The 16,606-nt window shown below is 65.2% G+C and carries 16 protein-coding genes; 7 read left to right on the forward strand and 9 right to left on the reverse strand.

Going from position 1 to position 16,606, the window contains the following annotated elements; genetic code table 11:
* Positions 1–22 precede the first annotated feature (22 nt).
* On the forward strand, positions 23–994 hold the full coding sequence (locus ACVWYP_RS05105; protein ID WP_028341770.1) for an MBL fold metallo-hydrolase: 972 nt from the start codon (positions 23–25) through the stop codon (positions 992–994).
* 95 nt (positions 995–1,089) lie between these two features.
* On the opposite strand, the gene fsrB is transcribed toward ACVWYP_RS05105, so the two are convergent.
* Positions 1,090–2,379, reverse strand: coding sequence for a siderophore utilization protein FsrB (gene fsrB / locus ACVWYP_RS05110; protein ID WP_304497965.1), 1,290 nt, complete (start codon positions 2,377–2,379; stop codon positions 1,090–1,092).
* Positions 2,380–2,407: 28 nt separating this feature from the next.
* On the reverse strand, positions 2,408–4,399 hold the full coding sequence (locus tag ACVWYP_RS05115) for a TonB-dependent siderophore receptor (protein WP_304500439.1): 1,992 nt from the start codon (positions 4,397–4,399) through the stop codon (positions 2,408–2,410).
* A gap of 722 nt (positions 4,400–5,121) precedes the next feature.
* On the opposite strand from ACVWYP_RS05115, the gene ACVWYP_RS05120 reads away from it, so the two are divergent.
* The 3 genes from ACVWYP_RS05120 (at position 5,122) to ACVWYP_RS05130 (ending at position 9,677) form a co-directional block, all read left to right on the forward strand.
* Positions 5,122–6,672: a YifB family Mg chelatase-like AAA ATPase gene (locus ACVWYP_RS05120; RefSeq protein ID WP_304497966.1), complete on the forward strand. Its 1,551-nt coding sequence runs from the start codon at positions 5,122–5,124 to the stop codon at positions 6,670–6,672.
* 130 nt (positions 6,673–6,802) lie between these two features.
* Positions 6,803–7,324: a hypothetical protein gene (locus ACVWYP_RS05125; protein ID WP_304497967.1), complete on the forward strand. Its 522-nt coding sequence runs from the start codon at positions 6,803–6,805 to the stop codon at positions 7,322–7,324.
* A gap of 103 nt (positions 7,325–7,427) precedes the next feature.
* A complete protein-coding gene (locus tag ACVWYP_RS05130; RefSeq protein WP_304497968.1) occupies positions 7,428–9,677 on the forward strand; it encodes a PAS domain-containing hybrid sensor histidine kinase/response regulator in 2,250 nt (749 codons plus the stop codon).
* 173 nt (positions 9,678–9,850) lie between these two features.
* Here the strand turns inward: ACVWYP_RS05130 and coaA are convergent, their stop codons facing one another.
* From coaA to hisB, 7 genes are all read right to left on the reverse strand, one after another.
* Positions 9,851–10,807, reverse strand: a complete 957-nt coding sequence (coaA, locus tag ACVWYP_RS05135; RefSeq protein WP_026192056.1) for a type I pantothenate kinase — start codon at positions 10,805–10,807, stop codon at positions 9,851–9,853.
* A gap of 35 nt (positions 10,808–10,842) precedes the next feature.
* Positions 10,843–11,166: a phosphoribosyl-ATP diphosphatase gene (locus ACVWYP_RS05140; RefSeq protein WP_304497969.1), complete on the reverse strand. Its 324-nt coding sequence runs from the start codon at positions 11,164–11,166 to the stop codon at positions 10,843–10,845.
* A gap of 150 nt (positions 11,167–11,316) precedes the next feature.
* On the reverse strand, positions 11,317–12,093 hold the full coding sequence (gene hisF, locus ACVWYP_RS05145; RefSeq protein WP_028335794.1) for an imidazole glycerol phosphate synthase subunit HisF: 777 nt from the start codon (positions 12,091–12,093) through the stop codon (positions 11,317–11,319).
* A gap of 9 nt (positions 12,094–12,102) precedes the next feature.
* The gene (gene hisA, locus ACVWYP_RS05150) at positions 12,103–12,831 is read right to left on the reverse strand and encodes a 1-(5-phosphoribosyl)-5-[(5-phosphoribosylamino)methylideneamino]imidazole-4-carboxamide isomerase (protein ID WP_304497970.1); all 729 of its coding nucleotides are present in this window, start codon (positions 12,829–12,831) and stop codon (positions 12,103–12,105) included.
* Complete coding sequence (hisH, locus tag ACVWYP_RS05155) at positions 12,828–13,478, reverse strand: imidazole glycerol phosphate synthase subunit HisH (RefSeq protein WP_028341984.1); 651 nt, start codon at positions 13,476–13,478, stop codon at positions 12,828–12,830. Before hisH ends, hisA begins: the two co-directional genes overlap by 4 nt.
* Positions 13,475–14,005, reverse strand: a complete 531-nt coding sequence (locus ACVWYP_RS05160) for a DUF2628 domain-containing protein (protein ID WP_304497971.1) — start codon at positions 14,003–14,005, stop codon at positions 13,475–13,477. The genes hisH and ACVWYP_RS05160 overlap by 4 nt, the downstream gene beginning before the upstream one ends.
* A gap of 86 nt (positions 14,006–14,091) precedes the next feature.
* The gene (gene hisB / locus ACVWYP_RS05165; RefSeq protein ID WP_016841476.1) at positions 14,092–14,685 is read right to left on the reverse strand and encodes an imidazoleglycerol-phosphate dehydratase HisB; all 594 of its coding nucleotides are present in this window, start codon (positions 14,683–14,685) and stop codon (positions 14,092–14,094) included.
* 244 nt (positions 14,686–14,929) lie between these two features.
* On the opposite strand from hisB, the gene hslV reads away from it, so the two are divergent.
* From hslV to ACVWYP_RS05180, 3 genes are read left to right on the forward strand one after another with little or no spacing between them, the layout of a single operon-like run.
* Positions 14,930–15,487, forward strand: a complete 558-nt coding sequence (gene hslV, locus ACVWYP_RS05170; protein WP_028335798.1) for an ATP-dependent protease subunit HslV — start codon at positions 14,930–14,932, stop codon at positions 15,485–15,487.
* A 2-nt stretch (positions 15,488–15,489) separates the two neighbouring features.
* Complete coding sequence (locus ACVWYP_RS05175) at positions 15,490–15,975, forward strand: GNAT family N-acetyltransferase (protein ID WP_304497972.1); 486 nt, start codon at positions 15,490–15,492, stop codon at positions 15,973–15,975.
* On the forward strand, positions 15,972–16,568 hold the full coding sequence (locus tag ACVWYP_RS05180) for a DUF2585 domain-containing protein (protein ID WP_028341987.1): 597 nt from the start codon (positions 15,972–15,974) through the stop codon (positions 16,566–16,568). The genes ACVWYP_RS05175 and ACVWYP_RS05180 overlap by 4 nt, the downstream gene beginning before the upstream one ends.
* Positions 16,569–16,606: the final 38 nt, after the last annotated feature.

A 16,606-nucleotide genomic window follows, 5' to 3' on the forward strand; every position in this document is an offset into this window, starting at 1 on the left:
AAAAAATGTGGAGGAAGACGTTATGACGCTCAATGTCTCACGACGATCCTTGCTCGCGCTCGGTGCCGGTCTCGGCGCCAGCACCCTGCTCGGGGGCACCGCACAGGCACGCGCGCCGAAGCTCGGCACGCAGACACCCTACTGGCACCGCTTCATGCTCGGCGAAGCCGAAGTGACCGTCGTATCCGACGGGCCGCTTCCGCTCGGCGATCCCTCCGGCACTTTCACCGGTGTGCCGAAGGAGGAGGTGAAGAAGATGCTCTCCGACAACTTCCTCTCGCCCGACAATGTCGTGCTCGAGCAGAACTCGCCGATCGTCAACACCGGCGACAAATTGATCCTGTTCGATACCGGCATGGGCACCTCGCAACTGTTCGGCAAGACCACCGGCCGACAGCAGAAGAGCATGAAGGAAGCCGGCATCAAGCCGGAAGACATCGACGCCGTCGTGCTGTCGCACGCGCATATCGATCATATCGGCGGCATTGTCGGTGCCGACGACAAGCCGCTGTTTCCGAATGCGCAATACTACATCGCGCAGAGCGATCTCGAGTTCTGGACCGACGAAGGCAAGATGGGCAGCCCGTTGAAGGATTTCATCGTGCATGCCCGCAAGAACCTGCTGCCGGTGCGCGACCGCATCGTGTTCTTCAAGGACGGCCAGGAATTCCTGCCCGGCGTGACGGCAATCGCAGCGCCCGGCCACACCGTGGGCCACACCATCTTCATGGTGAGCTCGGGCGGCAAATCCTTCGCGTTCCTCGGCGACCTCTCGCATCACGCGGTGCTGCTGCTGGAGCGTCCGCGGATGGAGTTCTCCTACGACACCGATCCGAAGCAGGCGGCGAACTCGCGGGTCAAGCTGCTGGAGATGCTGGCCGCGAACAAGACGGCCGTGATGTCCTATCACTTCGCCTGGCCGGGCTACGGCCACGTCGCCAAGGTCGGCGAAGGCTTCCACTACTATCCAGAGCCGATGCAGATGAACCTGTGACGGACTGATTGCGAAGACGGACTACCTCGGGAGCGGCCGCCGCCGCTCCCGAATGCATTTGTCATCCGGTGCAAGGAGCCCACGGGGTGTCCGGCCTATTCCGCCGGCGCAAGGCGGCTCTCGGGGCGTGTGCGCATCGTCTCTCGCGCGCCAATCCGCGCACGACGTTTGCGCCACCAGATCACGACGCCCGTCGCCGACAGCGCCGCAACCACCAATCCCATCAGCGAGATCAGGATGCGCCCGGGCAAGCCGGCGATCCGGCCGGAATGCAATGGAAACTGCATCTGCGCGAACACGTCGGCCGCGGTGCCGACCCATGGCAGCCGCTCGCCGAGCGGACGGCCGTCCTCGCTGTCGTAGTAAAGCTGCGCCGGCCCGACGCCAGCGGCGCCATGTTCGTCGCCCGGCTCGAAGAATGCGACCGCATAGACGCCGTGGGCCGGACCATAATTGATCGAACCGATCGGCGTGGTCCAGCCGCGCGCCTTGCCGTCGGCCGCGGCCCGCGCGGCGATCTCCGCATAGGTCATCCTTGGCTCGATCGGATCGTCGAGATGACGGTATGGCCGCTGCTCGTAGGGTGTCGGCGTGTAGTTGGACACGGTCTTCATTAGCGGCGAGAACACCTCGAAATAGAGGTTCAGCGAGAATGCCGTGAATGCAATCACGAACAGCAAGGCCCAGGTCCACAGGCTGAAGGCACGATGAATGTCGAAATTGATTCGATAGGCGCTGCCTGAGGTCTTGATCTTCCAGGCCGGCGCCCAGCGGGTCCAGAAACCCTTGCCGCGCGGGCCCGATATCGCCGACGCCCGCTCCGCCCTTGCGCGCCGCCGCGACGGCAGGGTCAGGTAAAAGCCGACGAAACAATCGATCGTCCAGATGACGGCGATGATGCCGAGGAAGCGCATGCCCCAGCGATCGCTGCCCCAGAATTCGGGGATATGCATCGTGTAGTGCAGTTTGTAGAGGAACGAGACGAAGTTTTCGCGGGTCACCGGCCAGACCGCGCCCCAATAGCGGCGTCCGAGCTCGGCGCCGGTGTTGGGATCCAGGAAGACCTGGTTGTAGTCGAGCGTGTAACGTTTGCCGGTCGCCGGATCGATCCGCGGCAGCACGAAGAACCACAGCGACTCGCCTTTCTCCGCGGTCATGAACATGTGGACGACGCGGGCGCGATGATCGCGCTGCTCGATCAGCCGGGCGAGTTCGACCGACGGGATCGCCGGTCCGGAGCTCGTCACCTCGAACAGCTTCCTGTTGAGCACATCGTCGATCTCATGGTCCCACGAGATGATCGCGCCGGTGACGCCCGAGAAGAACAGGAAGGCCGCGGTGAGAAGACCCGCCCAGCGATGCAGTCGTCCGAAGATGGGTCTCATGGGGATTTCAGCAGGTTGTTCGGGGTGATCACCAGCGATAGGTCAGCTTCGCGATCGCCTTGCGACCCTCCGCGTAGAAGCAGCTGGTGTTGCCGTAGCAGGCTGCCACGTAGCGCTTGTCGGCGAGGTTGGTGACGTTGAGCGAGAGGCGATAATTGTCCCTGGTATAGGCGACGAGCGCATCGACGACCGTCGATGCCCCCACCTTGAAGGTGTTGGCGTCGTCGCCGAACGTCGATCCGACATAGCGGACGCCGGCCCCGAACTGGACGCCGGCGAGCGGGCCACCCTGAACGGTGTAATCGCCCCACAGCGAGAAGCGGTTGAGCGGGACCGTGGTCGGTGCCTTGCCGACATTGACGGGATCCTTGGTGACGACCGCGTCGACATAGGCGTAGCCGCCGCGGATATTGACGCCCTCGACAAGCGTCGCGGTGCCTTCGAGCTCGATGCCGCGCGACCTGACCTCGCCGGTCTGCTCCGCGAAATAGGACGGCGGGGCGTAGGTAACGACGTTGGATCGGGTCAGGTCGAAGGCGGCCAGCGTGATCAGCGCATTGATGCCGACCGGCTGGTATTTGACGCCGACTTCGTACTGCACACCGCTTTCCGGCTTCAGCAGCTCGCCGGCGGCGTTGATGCTCAGCACCGGCAGGAATGATTCCGAATAGCTGAAATAGGGCGCGATGCCGTTGTCGAAATTGTACATGACGGCGGCCCGGCCGGTGAATGCCGAGGCGTCTGTCGACGTCGACGTCTTCGCGAGATTGTTGTCGAGGTCGGTGGTGACGAAATCCTGCCGCCCGCCAAGCAGGAACGACAGCCGGCCGAGCCTGATCTGGTCCTGCAGATAGAGGCCGGCCTGCGACTGCTTGATGCCGGTGTCGTCATACGGCCCGTTGTTCGTCCAGCTGTTGGTATAGACCGGCGCGAAGACGTTGAGCTTGCCGGTGCTGTAGCTGGAGGCCATGTCGCGGAACGAGGTGTTGCGGTAATCGACGCCGAACAGCGTCGTGTGGCTCAGCATGCCGGTGACAAACTTGCCCTGCAGCTGGTTGTCCACCGCAAAAGAATCGATCGTCGAGCTGCCGCCGGCGCCGCCGCGCGACAATAGGCCCGCGGCTTCGTCGGCCGCCGATGCATAGCCGGTGCCGTAGAAGCTCTTCTGCTCGTTGTGCATCCACGAATAGCGCAGGTTTTGGCGGAAGGTCAGCGCCTCGTTGAAGTCGTGCGACAGCATGTAGCCGACCGAGGATTGCTCGGTGTCGAACTGGTTGAAGCCGGGCTCGCCGACGAAGCGCGTGTTCGGAATGTAGCGGCCGTTATTGGCCCAGACGGTGCCTGACGGCGGCAGGAATTGCAGGCCCCAGCCGGTGCGTTCCTTCTGGTAGTTCGCGAGGAAGGTGATCGTGGTGTCCTCGTTCGGCTTCACGGTGACGGCGGGCGCGATGAAGACGCGATTGTCCTTGGTGTAGTCGACCTGGGTCTCGCCATCGCGCGCGACGCCGGTCAGGCGCCACAGCACCGTCCCTTCCTTGTTGGCGCGGCCGCCGATATCGAACTCGCCCTGATAGCGGTTGAAGCTGCCGCCGGACAGCGACACTTCCCCGAACTCGCGCGCGGTCGGCAGCTTGCTGACATAGTTGAGGATGCCGCCGGTGCCGCTGCCGCCGAACATCGCCGAGGACGGCCCCTTCAGGACCTCGAGGCGCTCGGCCCCGTACGGATCGAGCCCGAGGAAGTGCACATAGTTGCTGCTCGGCAGCCACAAGCCGTCGAGATAGAGGCCCGGCATCGTCATGTCGAAGCCGCGGATCTGCAGACCGCCGAAGCGGGTGTCCGAGCCGCCATTCACGTCACCGCTGACGCCTGCGGTGTAGCGCAATGCCGCGCCCACCGATTCCGCACCCTGGTTCCTGATCTGCTCCGTGGTGACGACCGAGATCGATTGCGGGATTTCGATCAGCGGCGTGTCGGTCTTGGTCGCCGTGCCCGAACGCGTGGCAACGAACCCGACCACCGGACCGCCGGCGCGCTCGCCGGCGCCGGCACCGGATCGTGCCGCCGCTGGCGGCGTCGCCTGCTGGGATCGAGCCGCGCGGTTGGCGCGGCTCGTGCGTGCGGTCACCGGACGACGAACCGGTTCTGCGTTCGTAGTGATCGCGCGCTGCTGAGGCGCGTCCACGCTCACCGGCGGTAGTTCCGATTGCGCGTCAGCACGTTCGATCGTGACTCCTGCGGCAAGGACGGCGGCGGTACATAGACCGATCGTTCGCAGCGCTGGATGTTGATAGGTGGAATGCGAAGCAAGTCGATCGATCACGCGAAGGCGCCCCTGATATCAGCCTGGATGGATTTGTGATCCGGCTCTACAGCGCGGGGCTCGCGAGTACAGACCTCGGCAGTTGGAATAGATCGAGACTGCGCGCGCGATCCGTGTGCGATCGCTGAAACAGCAAGGAAATCGACGACGCGCTGCGACAATAAGCGCGCGATGCTCGTCGTGCTGGAATGATTCTTGAGAATGATTCCTGCAGTTGTCGACGGCGCGAGCTGTGTTCGATCGCGCGAAGCGCGCGTCATCGCGAGCGACGCCTAACGCTTCCGCACCGGCCCGAAGCGGATGCGCCGCGTGGTGACTTGGTACCGGACGAGCCGAGCCAGCCGACCCGAATGTTCCTGTAATGTTCTTGCGCTCGTCGCCCGGTTCCGCTACCCTCGATTGCGGAAGATAGGGGCAGCATGGTCCAACGCGTTTCCACCGTCGCATTCGAGGGGATCGAGGCCCGCGCGGTCGACGTGCAGGTGCAGGTCGCGCCGGGATTGCCGGCGTTCGCGATCGTCGGCCTGCCCGACAAGGCGGTGTCGGAAGCCCGCGAACGCGTGCGTTCGGCGCTGATCGCCTCCGGCCTCGCGCTTCCCGCCCGCCGCATCACCGTCAACCTCGCACCGGCCGACCTGCCCAAGGAGGGCAGCCATTACGACCTGCCGATCGCGCTCGGCCTGATGGCGGCGATCGGCGCGATCCCGCCGGATGCGCTGAACGGCTTCACCGTGCTCGGCGAGCTCGGGCTCGACGGCTCGCTCGCGCCGGTGGCGGGTGTGCTGCCCGCGGCAATCGGCGCCAATTCGCGCGACGAGGGATTGATCTGCCCGGCCGCCTGCGGCTCGGAAGCCGCCTGGGCCAGTCCGGACATCCAGATCATCGCGGCACACTCGCTGATCCAGATCGCCAACCACTTCAAGGGCACGCAGGTGCTGTCGCGCCCGCAGCCGAAGGTGCAAGACCAGAACGAGGCGCGCGAGGAAACGCTTCTGGACCTGCGCGACATCAAGGGCCAGGAGAGCGCGAAACGCGCGCTTGAGATCGCCGCCGCCGGCGGTCATCATCTGTTGATGATCGGATCGCCCGGCGCCGGCAAATCGATGCTGGCGGCGCGACTGCCCTCGATCCTGCCGCCGCTGTCGCCGTCGGAGCTGCTCGAAGTCTCGATGATCGCCTCGGTTGCCGGCGAGATCCGCGACGGCGCCTTGACCGCGCGACGCCCGTTCCGCAGCCCGCATCATTCCGCCAGCATGGCCGCGCTGACCGGCGGCGGCATGCGCGCCAAGCCCGGCGAGATCTCGCTCGCGCACCAGGGCGTGCTGTTCCTCGACGAACTGCCGGAGTTCGATCCGCGCGTGCTGGATTCGCTGCGCCAGCCGCTGGAGAACGGCGAGGTTTCGGTGAGCAGGGCCAACCACCGCGTCACCTATCCGGCGCGCTTCATGCTGGTCGCGGCCATGAACCCGTGCCGCTGCGGCCATGCCTATGAACCCGGCTATTCCTGCAAGCGCGGCCGGCTCGACCGCTGCACCGCCGACTACCAGATGCGGATCTCCGGCCCGCTGATGGATCGCATCGATCTGCGGATCGAGGTGCCCGCCGTGACCGCGGCCGATCTGATCCTGCCGCCGCCGGCGGAGGGCTCGGCCGAGGTTGCCGCCCGCGTCGCGGCCGCGCGCGACATCCAGCTCGCGCGCTATGCGGCGGCCGGCATGCCGCATGTCCGCACCAATGCGGAAGCGCCGAGCTCGCTGCTGGAGACCATCGCGCAGCCCGACGCGCATGGACAGAAGCTGCTGCGCGAGGCCGCCGACACCATGCACCTCACCGCGCGCGGCTATCACCGCGTGCTGCGGGTGGCGCGCACGCTTGCCGATCTCGACGGCGCCGACACGATCGGCCGGCTGCACCTCGCCGAAGCGCTGTCCTATCGTGCATTGGCCGACGATTTGCGCCGCGCCGCCTGACCTAACTGAAGCCCTGTCCCGATTCGTGCCGCAATGCCCCGCGTCAACGCGGCGGTAACGAGTTTTGTTTACGCTCCGCAAACCATAAGCACCGCGATCGGCGGCAAGCTTGGGTCGAGCGAGTTGTGTCATGTTGCGTTTGAAGATTTTGACCTCGGTGGTCCCCCTTGCCGTGGCCGCGGTCCTTGCCCGCGCCGAGTTCCTGCCGGGCCCGCGGCCCTGCATCGAGGTGGGTGGCGCCACGATGCAGATCGCATCGATCCCCTGGCTGGCGCAGCTTCACGTCAGCTTCACTGACGACCCCGGCCAGGCCACCGTTCGGGTCCAGATCGCCGACAGCGCCGACGCCGCCGACTTCACCGTGATCGACGACATCGACGATGCCGAGGCCGGCGCCTGCGAGCGCAGCGCGGCGGCGCAGCTGATCGGGATTTCCAGCGACGCCTCGGCAACCGGCCCCGTCATCTATCTGACGCATGATGACGGTCCGTCCGACTACCGTGTCTTCGTGCAGTCGAAGACGTTCTCGGTGCGCGATGCCGCGGCCCTGATCGTCAGCGCCCGCGGCGGACACCGCCGCCTCGAAGCCGCATCGCCCGCGCCTGACGCGCGCGTTCCGAACCGGGTCATGGCAGAGTTAACCCCCCGCTAACCTTGTTCTGAGGGCAGCGCGAAATGGCCACCAATTTCAAGCACTTTGCAAGCTGGCCGACGCATCGTCAGCGCCAGATCAAGCTGTTTCAGGGTCACCATTGATGGGGCGTTTCTTCCGGATCAAGTTGCGCCTTCGCCGCTTCCTCCGGCGCCATTCCTGGGTCGCGACGATCGTCCGTTCGTTCACGATCTTCTCCGTCGCGTTCGGGAGCGCCTTCGGGTTCATTTCGGGCGCGCTCTCGCAACAGAGCGGCTACGATCCCAATGCATTCGCGATCGGGGTCAGCTTCCTGTTCGCGCTCGCCTGCCTTTGGATCGTGACGCTCGGCATCCGGCTGCGGCTGATGCGCAAGCGGCTGCGCACCATCGCCATGCACAATGAAGCGATGGCCGACCGCAACTGGGAACTGCAGGAGGCCGAGCAGCGCGCCTCCACCCTGTTCGAGGCGCAGGACGATTTGATCGTACTGCGCGACCTCAACGGGCTCATCACCTATGCCAACGATGCCTATTGCGAGCTGGCGCAGATTTCCCGCAGCGAATTGATCGGCAGCACCGCAACGCTGAAGGTGCTTGAACAAGGCGACACCGCGCTCGAATCCAACGGCACGCGGGTCTACGACCAGAAGATCGAGGGACCGCTCGGGCCGCGCTGGATCGCCTGGCGTGAAGGCCTCGTGCGCAACGATGCCGGCGCGCCGGCGGAGATGCAGAGCGTCGGCCGCGACGTCACCGACCGCACCGAGAGCGAGCACGCGCTCGCCGAAGCGCGCGATCAGGCCGACGCCGCCAACCGCGCCAAGTCGCGCTTCCTTGCGATGGCGAGCCACGAGATCCGCACCCCGCTGAACGGCATCATCGGCATGAGCGGATTGCTGATGGATACGCAGCTGACGCCGGAGCAGATGACCTACGTCAAGGCGGTCAAGACGTCCGGCGACGCGCTGCTCGCGCTGATCGAGGAGCTGCTCGATTATTCCAAGATCGAGGCAGGCAAGATCGATCTCGAACACCGCGCCTTCGCGCTGTCCGGCCTGATCGAGGACATCACCGAGCTGCTGGCGCCGCGCGCGCAGACCAAGGGCATCGAGATCGCCGCCTATGTCGACGAACGGCTGCCGATGCAGGTGACCGGCGACGCCGCGCGGCTGCGTCAGGTGCTGCTCAATCTCGCCGGCAACGCCATCAAGTTCACCGCGACCGGTGGCGTGGCGCTGATCGTCGAGCCCGGCATCTGGCCGAACGAAATCAGCTTCCTGGTTCGCGACACCGGCATCGGCATCGCGCCGGAAGCGCAGCAGCGTATTTTCCGGGAGTTCGAGCAGGCCGACGATCGGATCGCGCGCAGCTATGGCGGCACCGGCCTCGGCCTCTCGATCAGCGACCGCATCGTCAAGCGGATGGGCGGCCGCATCACGCTCGCAAGCACGCCGGGCGCAGGCTCGACCTTCGAGGTGTCGATCCCGCTCGTCGCGGCCGATACCGGCGAGGCCAACAGCTTCGCCGCGCCCGATTTGACGGGCCAGTCGATCATGCTGGTGGCGCCGCACAGCATCGAGGTCTCGCTGATCTCGCGGCGGTTGCAGCGCTGGGGTGCGCAGACCTGCATCGTATCGGATGCCAATGTCGCCGAGGCGCTGCTGCCGGAGCGGAGCTGGCACGCGGTGCTGATCGACCACACGCTCGGCACGCCGGCGATGGAGGCGTTTGCCGACGCCGCCCGCATCCATGCAACCCATCGCATCGTGATGTTCACGCCGGCGACGCGGCAGGACCTTTCGGCCTCCGAGTCAGCCATGTTCACCGGTTACCTGGTGAAGCCGCTGCGTGCGTCGTCGCTCGCCGCACGGCTGACCGCATCGCCGGAAATCGCCGCGCCGAGCCTTGCGATCGAGGCGGCCGCCGAGTCCGCGCCCACTGCGCCAGCATCCGTGTTGCCGGACAAGGGGCTGTCGATCCTGGTTGCCGAAGACAACGAGATCAACGCGCTGTTGATGCGCTCGCTGCTCTCCCGGCTCGGTCACAACGTGGTCATCACCACCAATGGCGAGCAGGCGATGGAGTCCTGGCTGTCGGCGACCTCAGCCGGCACGCCCTATGATCTCGTGCTGATGGACATCCAGATGCCGCGCCTCAACGGCATCGAGACCACCAAGCAGATCCGCGCCCATGAAGCGGCGCAATCCGTCCGCCGGACCCCGATCCTGGCACTGACGGCAAATACGCTGGTGGAAGACCGCTATGCCTGCTTCGAAGCCGGCATGGACGGTTTCCTGATCAAGCCGCTCGACCGCGAGAAGCTGGAAGAAGCGCTCGCGGGCCTCGCCGCCGCGCGGCATATCGCGGCGTAGCAGCGAAAAATTCCGCGTCGTCCCGGCGAAGGCCGGGACCCATAACCACCGAAGCCAGTTTTGCGCCCGCTGGGGCCACAGCCCTGCGAATCACAGACACCTGTGGCTATGGGTCCCTGCTTTCGCAGGGACGACAGCTGTGATGTGGCGCGTTCGCCGGGATGCGGTGCCGACTACAGCCGGCGCAGCGCGACCGATTGCACCACGTGGTCGGCGCCCTTCTTCAGGATCAGCGTCGCGCGCGGGCGGGTCGGCAGGATGTTGTCCTCGAGATTGGCGAGGTTGGTGCGCTCCCAGATCGCGATCGCGGTCGCCGTTGCTTCCTCGTCCGACAGCGGCGCATAGCGGTGGAAGTAGGACCTCGGATCGGTGAACGCGGTGTCGCGCAGCGCCAGGAAGCGCTTGATGTACCACTCCCGCAGCACGGCCTCGTCGGCGTCGATATAGACCGAGAAATCGAAGAAGTCGGAAACGAACGGCACCGCCTTGCCGTCGCGCGGCAGCCGCCCGGTCTGCAGCACGTTGACGCCCTCGACGATCAGGATGTCAGGCTGGTCGATCTCGACCCATTTGTTCGGCACGATGTCGTAGGTCAGATGCGAATAGACCGGCGCGCGCACGCGGCGCCGCCCCGCTTTGATGTCGCTGAGGAACGACAGCAGCGTCGGCAGGTCATAGCTTTCCGGGAAGCCCTTCTTCTGCATGATGCCCTGCCGCTCGAGCACGGCATTCGGAAACAGGAAACCGTCGGTCGTGATCAGATCGACCTTCGGCCGCGGCGACCAGCGCGCCAGCAGCGCCTGCAGCACGCGTGCCGTGGTCGACTTGCCGACCGCGACGGATCCGGCGACGCCGACGATGTAGGGCATCTTGCGGTCGCGGATGTTGAGGAACTGGCGCTGCGAGTAATACAGCCGCTGGGTCGCATCGACATAGATCGAAAGCAGCCGCGACAGCGGCAGGTAGATGTCCTCGACCTCCTGCAAATCGAGGCGGTCGTGCATCGAACGCAGGCGGTCGAACTCGCCCGGCTCGAGCGTCATCGGCGTATCGTCACGCAGATGCGACCATTGCTGGCGCGTGAAGATGCGGTAGGGGTTGTACTGCTGATCTGGTGCCCGGATGTCCATGAGGCCGCCCCTCTCGATGCGCTCGATCATTTGCGCTAGTCGCGCTTGCGCGACGCCTTCTCTTCCAGTCCCGACATCGAGGTCCGCTTCTCCAGCGCGGCCTCGACATCCTCCAGCTTCACGCCGCAGGATTTCAACAGAACCAGCAGGTGAAACACGAGATCGGCACTTTCCGCGATGAGGTGATCGCGGTCATTCTCGACCGCGGCGATCACGGTCTCGACCGCTTCCTCGCCCAATTTCTTGGCGCAATGCTCCGCGCCCTTGTCGAGCAGCTTGCGGGTGTAGGACGCCTCACCGCCCGTTGCAGCGCGGGCGTCGATGGTGGCGGCCAGATCGTGGACCGTGAAACGCGACATCAACTCAACTCAAGCATGCACAGCGGCACCGCACGGGTGCCATCCTTTAGGTGGGGACTTAGCATTTTTGTGACAAGGAGTCCCAGCTCTCCCTGTTTGAGCGTGGTCTTCACGGAAAACCGGTCTCCACTTTTCCTGACCACGCTCACGCTAGGGATCGAGCCGCATCGGCAGGCCGGCGCGCACCATGTGATCCTTAGCCTGGCGGATGGTGAATTCCCCGAAGTGGAAGATCGACGCGGCCAGCACGCCGGTGGCGTGACCCTCGCGGACGCCGTCGACCAGGTGGTCGAGATTGCCGACACCACCGGACGCGATGACCGGTACGGGGACACTGTCCGCGATCGCCCGGGTCAGCGGCAGGTCAAAGCCCTGCCTGGTACCGTCCCGGTCCATCGAGGTCAGCAGGATTTCGCCGGCGCCGAGCGCGACGACCTCCTGGGCATATTCGATGGCGTCGATCCCGGTGGCATTCCGTCCACCATGGGTGAAGATCTCCCAGCGGTCCGAGCCGCCGGCGCGCTTGACCCGCTTGGCGTCGATCGCGACCACGATGCATTGCTCGCCGTATTTCTCGGCCGCTTCCTTGACGAATTCGCGCCGGCTGACGGCCGCCGAATTGATCGAGACCTTGTCGGCGCCGGAGCGCAGCAGGGTCTTGATGTCGTCGACGGTGCGGACGCCGCCGCCCACGGTCAGCGGCATGAAGCAGGCCTCCGCCGTCCGCCGCACCACATCCAGCATGATGCCGCGGTTTTCATGGGTGGCGGTGATGTCGAGGAAGGTGAGCTCGTCGGCGCCGGCGGCGTCATAGGCGATCGCGGCCTCGACCGGATCACCGGCGTCGCGCAGATCGACGAAGTTGACGCCCTTGACCACGCGGCCGTCCTTGACGTCGAGGCAGGGGATCACGCGAACCTTGAACATGATCTCCTCCTACGCGCCGCGGATCAGCTGAAGGGCAGCGGCCGGATCGAGCCGTCCGTCATAGAGCGCACGGCCGACGATCGCACCGGCCAGCTTCTTCGCACGCGGCTCCAGCAGCGCCTTGACGTCGTCGATCGAGGCAAAGCCGCCGGAGGCAATCACTGGAATCGAGATGCGGTCGGCGAGCGCGATGGTGGCGTCGAGGTTGAGGCCCTTGAGCAGGCCGTCGCGGGCGATGTCGGTGAAGATGATCGCGGCCACGCCGGCATCCTCGAAGCGCTGCGCGATCTCGAGCGCGGTCACATGCGAGGTCTCGGCCCAGCCTTCGACCGCGACCTTGCCGTCGCGCGCATCGAGGCCCACGGCGACGCGACCTGGGAATGTCTTCGCCGCGTCCTTCACCAGCTCGGGATCGCGCACTGCGGCGGTACCGATGATGACGCGCGTGATGCCCTTGTCGAGCCAGGCCGCGATGGTCTTGAGGTCGCGGATGCCGCCGCCGAGCTGCACCGGCATGGTGACGGCCTTCAGCATCGCCTCGACCGCATGCGCATTCATCGGCTTGCCGGCGAAGGCGCCGTCGAGATCGACGACGTGGAGATATTCGAAGCCCTGCGCGGCGAAGCTCGCCGCCTGCGCCGCCGGATCGAGATTGAACACGGTGGCGCGGGCCATGTCGCCCTGCTCGAGGCGCACGCACTGGCCATTCTTCAGATCAATCGCTGGAAAGAGAATCACGGCTTCCACTTCAAGAAATTGGCGATCAAAGCGAGGCCGAAGCGCTGGCTCTTCTCGGGGTGAAACTGGGTGCCGATCGCGGTGTCCTTGCCGACGATCGCGGTCACCGGCCCGCCATAGTCGGCGCGCGCCAGCACGTCCGCCTCATTGGCGGCGTTGAGGTGATAGGAGTGCACGAAATAGGCGTGACGTCCCTTCGGCCCGAGCGGCAGCCGCTCCAGCACCGGATGCTCGCGCACCATGTCGAGCGTGTTCCAGCCCATATGCGGGACTTTCAGGCTCTCATCGCGCGGCTCGATCTTCTCGACATCGCCGCCGATCCAGTTGAAGCCCTCGGTGATCACATGCTCCTTGCCGCGCGTCGCCATCAGCTGCATGCCGACGCAGATGCCGAAGAACGGCCGCGCCTTGACCCGCACCGCCTCGGTGAGCGCTTCCAGCATGCCGTCGACCGCGTCGACGCCGCGGCGGCAATCGGCGAACGCGCCGACACCGGGCAGCACGATGCGATCGGCGCGATATACCGCGTCGGGATCGCGCGTCACCTTGATGGCTTGCGGATCCTCCATGCTGCGCGCGGCGCGCTCGAAGGCCTTGGCCGCCGAATGCAGATTGCCGGAGCCGTAATCGATGATTGCAACGGTCATCGCGATCCTCCTGGCTCTGGAAACAATCCGATGATGCCGCCCTGCGGCATCGACGGGGGTTTTGAGAATGACTGACCCGGAACGTCGCGGGTCGGCGGCGGCGCGCCGCGATCAACCGACCGCTGGTCGTTGACGGCGCCGCGATGCCGCGCGGTCCAGCGCGCGAAGAAACGGCGCTCGGCGGCCTCCACGTCGTCGCCCACGACGATGTCGATCTGGCGCCATTTGCGCCGCGACAGCGTCCAGCGTTGCAAGCTCGCCGCTTCGAGCCCGAGCAACACCATCAGCACCAGGTCGACGAAGAAGATCGCGCTGCGGCCGACGCCAAGCTTCGTCAGCGCGTAATCGATCACGAAAGTAAGAACGAGCCAGCCGATCAGCGCGAGCCAGAGCCGATGCCAGGCCAGCCAGATCACGCCCGCAACCGCGGCCCAGAAATGGAAGCCGTCGCGCACGAAGACGAACTTGTCGGCCGCCGCAAGATCGGCGCCGTTGGCCACGGGGGCATGCACTGTATAGACCGGCATCGAACGCTCCGCCGAGGATGGACTCTTGTTTAAAGCATGATCTTTCGGAAAACCGGCATCTACTCTTCCGGATCATGCTCCAGAGATCAGCCGCCGAGCTGACCCTTGGTCGAGGGCACTTCGCCCTGGGCACGCGGATCGATCGCAATTGCCGTCCGTAGCGCCCTCGCCAGACCCTTGAAACAGGATTCGGCGATATGATGGCTATTCTCGCCATATAGGGTCTCGACGTGCAGAGTCACGCCGGCGTTCATCGCGAAGGCGTTGAACCACTCGCGCACCAGCTCGGTGTCGAACTCGCCGATCTTGTCGCGCGGGAATTCGGCCTTGAACACCAGCACGGGGCGGCCGGAAATGTCGATCACGACGCGCGACAGCGTCTCGTCCATCGGCATGTGGATCGAGGCGTAGCGGGTGATGCCGGCCATGTTGCCGAGCGCCTGCTTCACGGCCTGTCCGAGCGCGATCCCGACGTCTTCAGTGGTGTGGTGGTAATCGACATGGAGATCGCCATCCGCCTTCACCGTGATGTCGATGCGCGAATGCCGGGCCAGGAGGTCGAGCATATGGTCGAAGAAGCCGATCCCGGTCGAAACCGTGGATACGCCTGCTCCGTCGAGGTTGACCGTCACCTCGATGTCGGTCTCCTTGGTCTTGCGCTTGATGGTTGCGGTGCGCATGAAGATTAAGCTTTCCCGTGCCGAAAACGCCGGTCTTTTAACAGGCTGATGTCACCTTCGCTACTGCGGGATGACCTCGAAACGCCCCAACTTGCGGCCATGGTGACCGGAATTCCTTGTCGATTTAGTTGTGACGCGTTTCCTTCACGCGAACCGGTACCCACTTCGCTCGAAAACGCTCCAAAATCCCCCGATTGTAACCCCCTGCCCGACCGCCTAAATCTGCCCGGAAGAGAGGTAACCTATGCAAGCATCCCCAAATGAGCTGCCGGTCTGGCATGGCACCACGATCTGCACGGTCCGCAAGGGCGGCAAGGTGGTGATCGGCGGCGACGGGCAGGTCTCGATCGGCCAGACCGTGATCAAGGCCAATGCCAGGAAGGTCCGCCGGATCGGCAAGGGCGACGTGATCGGCGGCTTTGCCGGCGCCACCGCCGACGCCTTCACCCTGTTCGAGCGGCTGGAAAGCAAGCTGGAGCAATATCCGGGGCAGCTGACCCGGGCGGCCGTCGAGCTCGCCAAGGACTGGCGGACCGACCGCTACCTGCGGCGGCTGGAGGCCATGATGATCGTGGCCGACAAGGACGTTTCCCTGGTGCTGACCGGCACCGGCGACGTTTTGGAGCCCGAGTCCGGGGTCATGGCGATCGGTTCCGGCGGCAATTACGCCCTCGCCGCAGCCCGCGCGCTGGTCGATACCGACAAGGACGCCGAGACCATCGTCCGCCGCGCGCTGGATATCGCCGCCGATATCTGCGTCTACACCAACCGGAACGTGACGATCGAGACGATCGGCGGCTGAGCATGGCCAGCCCCTATCATTTCCGCCCGATGACGCCGACCGACCTGCCGCAGATCAAGCAGTGGCTGGCGTTGCCGCATGTCCGGGAATGGTGGGGCGATCCGGCCGAGCAATATGCGCTGGTCAGCGGCGACCTCCACGAGCCGGCCATGGACCAGTTCATCGTCGCAACCGATGCGTCCGATTTGGGCTACATCCAGTGCTACGACCTGACGGCGTGGAATTCCGGCTTCGGGCTCCAGCCCGAGGGCACGCGCGGGATCGATCTCTTTATCGGCGAGCCCAACATGATGGCCGGTGGCCACGGCTCGGCGCTGATCCGCGCCTTTGTCGACGACCGGCTGGCACAAGGCGCGCCACGCATCGTCACCGATCCCGATCCGGCCAATGCGCGCGCGATCCGCGCCTATGAGAAGGCGGGTTTTCAGAGGATGGGCATGGTCGATACGCCGGACGGGCCGGCGCTGCTGATGGCGCGCGACGCATGACGATCGCGCACAAGCCTGTCACCGGCGTTTCAGCGTGGCATTGGCTGGCGATCGCGGCAGCGCTGCTCGTGCTGCAGGCGGCGCTGCTTTATGCGATGGGCCGTTTGCCGATCTGTGCCTGCGGCTATGTCAAGCTCTGGCATGGTACGGTTCAGAGCTCGGAGAACTCGCAGCACATCGCCGATTGGTACACGCTGTCGCATGTGCTGCATGGCCTGCTGTTCTATGGCCTGACCTTCCTCCTGCTGCCGCGGCTCGCCTGGCCCGGGCGGCTGATTGTCGCGATGCTGATCGAAGGCAGCTGGGAGCTCGTCGAAAACTCCAACTGGATCATCGAGCGCTACCGCGCCGGCACGATCTCTCTCGACTATTACGGCGACACGATTGTCAATTCGGTGTCGGACACGCTCGCGATGGTTATCGGCTTCCTGTTGGCGCGCAAGCTGCCGATCGCCGCGACCGTCGCGCTCGGCGTTTTGTTCGAAACCGTGTTGCTGCTTCACATTCGCGACAATCTGACACTGAACATCATCATGCTGATCCACCCGTTCGAGGCGATCCGGCAGTGGCAGGCTGGGCCGCCGATCCTTTAGGGGATCATGCCTTGGAGGACTGCCGCTTGCCGAGACCG

It is taken from the genome of Bradyrhizobium sp. USDA 3262 (genome assembly GCF_054060035.1).